Source organism: Candidatus Enterococcus leclercqii, from assembly GCF_009933135.1.
In the GTDB taxonomy this organism is placed as follows: Bacteria; Bacillota; Bacilli; order Lactobacillales; family Enterococcaceae; genus Enterococcus_C; species Enterococcus_C leclercqii.
The window spans coordinates 1-5,139 of the sequence record NZ_MAEH01000019.1; the positions used below are offsets into that span (position 1 = coordinate 1).

Below are 5,139 nucleotides of genomic sequence, written 5' to 3' on the forward strand. Positions count from 1 at the left end.
CGAACCCCGTTTTCCGCTTTTTTTAATGCCTAATGCCTCGTTAACGCCGGGGTGGCGGAACTGGCAGACGCACAGGACTTAAAATCCTGCGGTGAGTGATCACCGTACCGGTTCGATTCCGGTCCTCGGCATTAGATTTTATTATGCGCCCATAGCTCAACTGGATAGAGTGTTTGACTACGGATCAAAAGGTTAGGGGTTCGACTCCTCTTGGGCGCGTAGTTTTTTTATTATTTAAATTTAATACCGGGAAGTAGCTCAGCTTGGTAGAGCACTTGGTTTGGGACCAAGGGGTCGCAGGTTCGAATCCTGTCTTCCCGATTGAAGAAGACTGTTATGGTCTTCTTTTTTTTGCCAATTTAAGCAGAGTAGTGAATTACGCTGATTTAGTTTGATGAAATCAAGGTTAGTTAGTATTTGAAATTTTTTTATCAATGACAAGCCGACGATCTTCCGATGATTCAATATTGTCACAGTTCCCTCATAGGTCAACGTGTTATGATTTGGGCACCAAAGGGCATTAAAGCCAACTTGGCCATTTTCAGAGATTGTTTGGCAAAGGGAATGCCGATAATCGTAAGGGTCAGTAGCAACGCACTAATCAGATGAGAAATTGCCAGCGGGATACCAGAAACAATCAGCCAAATGATATTCAATAACAAACTTGCACCATTTCCTCCATAGACGACTTCCTTACCAAAGGGAGCAAGGCCCAGACCTGCAAATTTGAAGCATTGTATTCCAATAGGGATTCCGATGATTGTTATGCTCCATAGACAGCCAGCTAAAAACCAACTGACAGCATTGATCAATCCGCCGAAAAGCATCCAAATTAGGTTTCCAAGACAACTCATAGATTTTTCCTTTCTTGTCGCAAGATACTTTTAGTATAACAGCTTTTTCAGATTGGCAGCAAAAGAACTGGGAGGAATTTTGAATAAAAAAGGATCAGCTAATAACTAAAAACTACTTTTTTAATTGAGAATAGTTCTCAGCGGCTGATTTTTGTGTTATACTAAATCTAACGAGCGGTTCATTACTCCCCAAGTATAAACCTCGTGTGATTGATCTGTCTTTTTTTTGAATATTGGTTGAGAATAATTCTCAATCTGTATCAGTGCTGTCGATTCCCCTCGACAGCACTGTTTTTATAAGTTCAACTGGACGTACTCTGCCCAAGTTGAACTATACTAGCCGACCCAAGGGAGGGTAGTTTCGAATTTAGAAACTGGGCGGATTCTGCCTAAGTTGAACTATACCAGCTGACTGCAGGATGTCAGAAGTAATAAACGCTAGCTGAATTGGCTGATTGCTATGGTTCTGTTATGCAGCTGACGCAGTCCTGCAAGGAGAATTTAGAAGTGATGTTCTGCTCCCTAATGGCATTTCAAAAAAATACATATGGTAAAAATCTGGAAAAGGCATGGCCGCGTTTTGAAATATGTGCTACACTGTGGTCACATTCGAATAAGAAACATTTGGGGTGCTGTAGAGCTGAGATTATACCCATTGAACCTGAAGCAGTTAGCACTGACGCAGGGAAATGTGCGGATCACAAAATTTTTGCCGTTTTCAGCACCCCATCGGAATTTTTCTGATGGGGTGCTTTGCTGTTTTTTAGCAAACGGTAAAAGTGTAAACACGTGTTGTCTTTTGAAAACGCGTGTTGTTCATCTGGCTGATTCTTGATTATAATTGGTGTTTTCCAGTCTGGCTATTGCCATTTTTTAAGGTAGGATCTGCTTCTTTTCCTAAGCCCCCTTCTTTGTTTCTTGATTTGAAACGCAGTCGGGGGCTTTTTGCTGTTCTTTTGGAGATAAGGCAGAGCAGTTTCCCGACTGCATAGAAGTAGCAGAGTATGACGGTGAATACGGATAACAAGGAGCGTGAAGTTAAAATGATGACATTTACACAAAAAGCACGGGCATATGCTGATCCTTATTGGGAGGGAAGCTTTGAGCATCCTTTTATTTTGGAATTAGCCAAAGGGACACTGGCACCGGAAATTTTCCGCTATTATCTTTTGCAGGATCGGTATTATTTGGAGCATTTCAGTAAGCTTTACCAATTGATTGGGGAAGCGGCTGAAGATAGCGAAGTGAGAGAATTGATGCTCGTAAACAGCCAGCATTTGGCTGAAGGGGAACTGGCAATTCGGGAAGCGTTTTTCAAGGAGCTGGGGATCACTGAAGAAGAAGTCGCTGCGACACCCGTAGCACCTGCTGCTTATAACTATGTCTCTCATATGTATCGACAACTGGCAGCAGGAACGCCGAATACCGCTTTTGCAGGGATGTTGCCTTGTCCATGGTTGTATCAAGAAATCGGTGAGCGCCTGATTGTGATGGGGTCGCCAAATCCGTTGTATCAGCGTTGGATTGCGACCTATGCCGGGGAGGAGGGGCGGGCAGCAGTAGCCAACGAACGGCGGATCTTGGACCGTTTATACGCAGCGGCACCCTCTGACGAACAGGAACAGATGTTGACAGCTTTCTATATTTCCAGCCAGATGGAATATCTGTTTTGGGAGATGGCGATGACTCTTGAAAGCTGGCCTCAGGGAGCAGCAATCGGGCCATTGAGCTGGCGTGAATGCTGTCAGTCAAGCCAAGCAAATTGATTGAGCTTATTATCAGAGAGCTGATGGAAAAGGAGTAGAAAATGACACAAGCAAATAAGATTCAAAAAATCACACTTTTGGCGCTGATGATTGCATTGGATGTGGTCTTGTCGCCAATTATGCGTATCGAAGGGATGGCACCTATGTCCAGTGTAATCAATATCATTGCTGGGGTACTGCTAGGGCCTTTTTATGCTACGGTAATGGCAGCAATCTGTGGAGTTATCCGCATGACGATGTTGGGGATTCCACCATTGGCATTGACTGGTGCTGTCTTTGGCGCGTTTTTCGCCGGCTGGGGCTATCGGCTGACTGGTGGCCGGATCTGGGGTTCGATGATTGGCGAGGTTATCGGTACTGGTATCATCGGTTCGATTCTCTCTTACCCAGTCATGGTCTGGTTTACCGGCAGTGACCAGGGACTTTATTGGTTTATTTATACTCCTCGCTTTATTGGAGCAACCATCATCGGTTCAGCAATCGCCTTCTTCGTCTTATTTAAACTTAAAGAGACCCGGGTCTTTAAAAGAGTGCAAGCCCTTTTTTTGGTGAGTAATCATGAGTGGGCTTGAAAAAGCGCTGTTGCGGGATGTCGCAGCAGCTTGGCCAATAAAAAATTCGCCTCTCATCCAATGCATTACCAATGAGATCACCTGTGAATCAATGGCAAATGCTTTGTTGTATGTGGATGCCAAACCGGTGATGGCAGATGATATTCGGGAATTTGACGAGTTTTTTGCGCAAAACGATGGACTGTTGCTGAATTTGGGACATATCACGGATGGCAAAGAACAAGCCTTACAGGCAGCGGCTCGTTATGGGAAAGCCACCGAAACACCAATCGTTGTCGATTTAGTTGGTGTGGCAGCTACACAACTACGGTATGATTTGGCGTGGCAGTTGTGGGAATCTGAGCCGCAAGTTATTAAAGGCAATTTGTCGGAAATGCGCCGTTTTTGTGGCTTGGCTAGTCGGGCCCGAGGTGTTGACGGTAGTATCGAGGATCAGGAAGTAGCGGCGTTACGGGAATTAGCGGCTGCTATGCAAAAAGTCTGTCAGCGTCGTCCATTGATATTGTTGGCCACTGGACCAGTAGATTTGGTTGTGACTGAAAAACGCCGATTGCAGCTGACTAATGGGGTAGCCCAGTTGGACCGCTTCACAGGGACTGGTGATATTGTCGGCAGCTTGATTGCGGCGTTATTGGGGGCAGGAAATGCACCGTTAGTCGCAACTGTTGCAGCAGTTAGTTATTTCAATTTATGCGGAGAAGCAGCGGCCCAAGTGACAGTAGCAAAGGGGTTAGGATTGGCCGCTTTTCGCCAAGAAACGCTAGATCGCTTGTCGCTGCTCATGTCAGATGAGCAATGGTGGCACGACATTCGCGGAGAGGAGCTTACATGATGGATTATCGCTTATATCTGGTAACAGGACGTTATGATTATTCCGACGAAAAATTTTTGAACATAATTAAAGAGGCCTGTCTAAATGGGGTGACTGTTGTTCAACTGCGGGAAAAAGAAGTTAGCACGCGGCGGTTTTACCAGTTGGCACTGGCGGTTAAAACCATCTGTGATCGTTACGAGGTCCCTTTGATTATCAATGATCGGCTGGATGTCTGTTTAGCGGTGGATGCGGCGGGACTTCATATCGGTGATGACGAATTACCGGTGGCGCTTTGCCGGCAATTGCTGGGGCCAGGAAAAATTTTGGGTGTTTCTGCTAAGACAGTAGACCGGGCACAAGAAGCCCAAAAAGAAGGCGCCGATTATTTGGGGGTGGGTGCGATTTATCCGACGACCACGAAAGTCGTAACCAAGCCGACATCTATGGAAGACCTGCAGGACATCCTGCAAAAAACTACCCTCCCAGTAGTCGCTATTGGTGGTATCAACGAAGAACGGATCGCCGACTTTACTCAGGTGCCGATTAGCGGGATCTGTATGGTCTCCGAAATCATGCAAGCTGTGGATGTCCCAAGCAAAGTTCGCTGCCTTCGAGAGAAGATAGACCAGCTGACTGCATTGAGGAAATGAGGATTTTTGGTAAAGGTTTTCATGATTGTTTTCATCCTGTATACTTAGAAGTAACCAAATGGATGAAAAATAATGAAGCGAGATGAATTACGGCGGCTTAACGAATATTTATACAAAATAGCGAAAATTTTGAGAGATAGTTATTGACTTTTCAGACAATTCGCCGTAAACTTTACAACAACATCGATTATTAATCAGACTACGACAAGAAGAGTAGCGGCTGATGGGATTCAAAGAGAGCCTTTGGGTGGTGGAAAAAGGCAGTCCGGCAGCAGTGAAACACATCTTGGAGTCGATCTTCTGAAGTGTTCAGTAGGAAGATCCGGGTTGGCCCGATATCGCCGCGGTCATTGTTTGATGACTTGCTGAGACACGTTTTGTGAAAAGCGTGTGAAAAAAGGTGGAACCACGTTACCGACGTCCTTTGGTGAATTACCAAAGGGCGTTTTTTGCTATTTTCATGGAGATTAAGGCTACTTTTTG

At 45.3% G+C, this 5,139-nt stretch carries 5 protein-coding genes, 3 tRNA genes, 1 riboswitch and 1 other annotated feature; of the genes, 7 read left to right on the forward strand and 1 reads right to left on the reverse strand.

Annotated elements, in window-relative coordinates:
* The first annotated feature begins 45 nt into the window (after positions 1-45).
* The 3 genes from BAU14_RS12455 (at position 46) to BAU14_RS12465 (ending at position 321) form a co-directional block, all read left to right on the forward strand.
* Positions 46-131 (forward strand) — tRNA-Leu (locus BAU14_RS12455).
* A gap of 14 nt (positions 132-145) precedes the next feature.
* Positions 146-219 (forward strand) — tRNA-Arg (locus tag BAU14_RS12460).
* Positions 220-247: 28 nt separating this feature from the next.
* Positions 248-321: transfer RNA gene (locus BAU14_RS12465), tRNA-Pro, on the forward strand.
* A 167-nt stretch (positions 322-488) separates the two neighbouring features.
* On the opposite strand, the gene BAU14_RS12470 is transcribed toward BAU14_RS12465, so the two are convergent.
* Complete coding sequence (locus tag BAU14_RS12470) at positions 489-854, reverse strand: YccF domain-containing protein (protein ID WP_161900438.1); 366 nt, start codon at positions 852-854, stop codon at positions 489-491.
* Between the two features lie 615 nt (positions 855-1,469).
* Positions 1,470-1,559, forward strand: a riboswitch (TPP riboswitch).
* 341 nt (positions 1,560-1,900) lie between these two features.
* On the opposite strand from BAU14_RS12470, the gene tenA reads away from it, so the two are divergent.
* Genes tenA through thiE form a run of 4 tightly spaced genes read left to right on the forward strand, consistent with a single transcriptional unit; the run spans position 1,901 to position 4,656 of the window.
* The gene (gene tenA, locus BAU14_RS12475) at positions 1,901-2,620 is read left to right on the forward strand and encodes a thiaminase II (protein ID WP_161900442.1); all 720 of its coding nucleotides are present in this window, start codon (positions 1,901-1,903) and stop codon (positions 2,618-2,620) included.
* A gap of 41 nt (positions 2,621-2,661) precedes the next feature.
* On the forward strand, positions 2,662-3,192 hold the full coding sequence (gene thiW / locus BAU14_RS12480; protein WP_161900439.1) for an energy coupling factor transporter S component ThiW: 531 nt from the start codon (positions 2,662-2,664) through the stop codon (positions 3,190-3,192).
* Positions 3,179-4,024 (forward strand): hydroxyethylthiazole kinase, encoded by an 846-nt coding sequence (locus BAU14_RS12485; RefSeq protein WP_161900440.1) that lies wholly within the window; start codon positions 3,179-3,181, stop codon positions 4,022-4,024. The genes thiW and BAU14_RS12485 overlap by 14 nt, the downstream gene beginning before the upstream one ends.
* Positions 4,021-4,656 carry a thiamine phosphate synthase gene (gene thiE, locus BAU14_RS12490; RefSeq protein ID WP_161900441.1) on the forward strand — a complete coding sequence of 212 codons (636 nt, stop codon included), beginning with the start codon at positions 4,021-4,023 and terminating at the stop codon, positions 4,654-4,656. Before BAU14_RS12485 ends, thiE begins: the two co-directional genes overlap by 4 nt.
* A 192-nt stretch (positions 4,657-4,848) precedes the next feature.
* Positions 4,849-5,084, forward strand: a binding site (T-box leader).
* The last annotated feature ends 55 nt before the right edge of the window (positions 5,085-5,139 follow it).

Excerpts from the sequence above, each read along its gene's own strand:
- BAU14_RS12485 (WP_161900440.1), top strand. The coding sequence starts at position 3,179 with ATGAGTGGGCTTGAAAAAGCGCTGTTGCGGGATGTCGCAGCAGCTTGG.
- BAU14_RS12470 (WP_161900438.1), bottom strand. The coding sequence starts at position 854 with ATGAGTTGTCTTGGAAACCTAATTTGGATGCTTTTCGGCGGATTGATC.
- thiE (WP_161900441.1), top strand. The coding sequence starts at position 4,021 with ATGATGGATTATCGCTTATATCTGGTAACAGGACGTTATGATTATTCC.
- tenA (WP_161900442.1), top strand. The coding sequence starts at position 1,901 with ATGACATTTACACAAAAAGCACGGGCATATGCTGATCCTTATTGGGAG.
- thiW (WP_161900439.1), top strand. The coding sequence starts at position 2,662 with ATGACACAAGCAAATAAGATTCAAAAAATCACACTTTTGGCGCTGATG.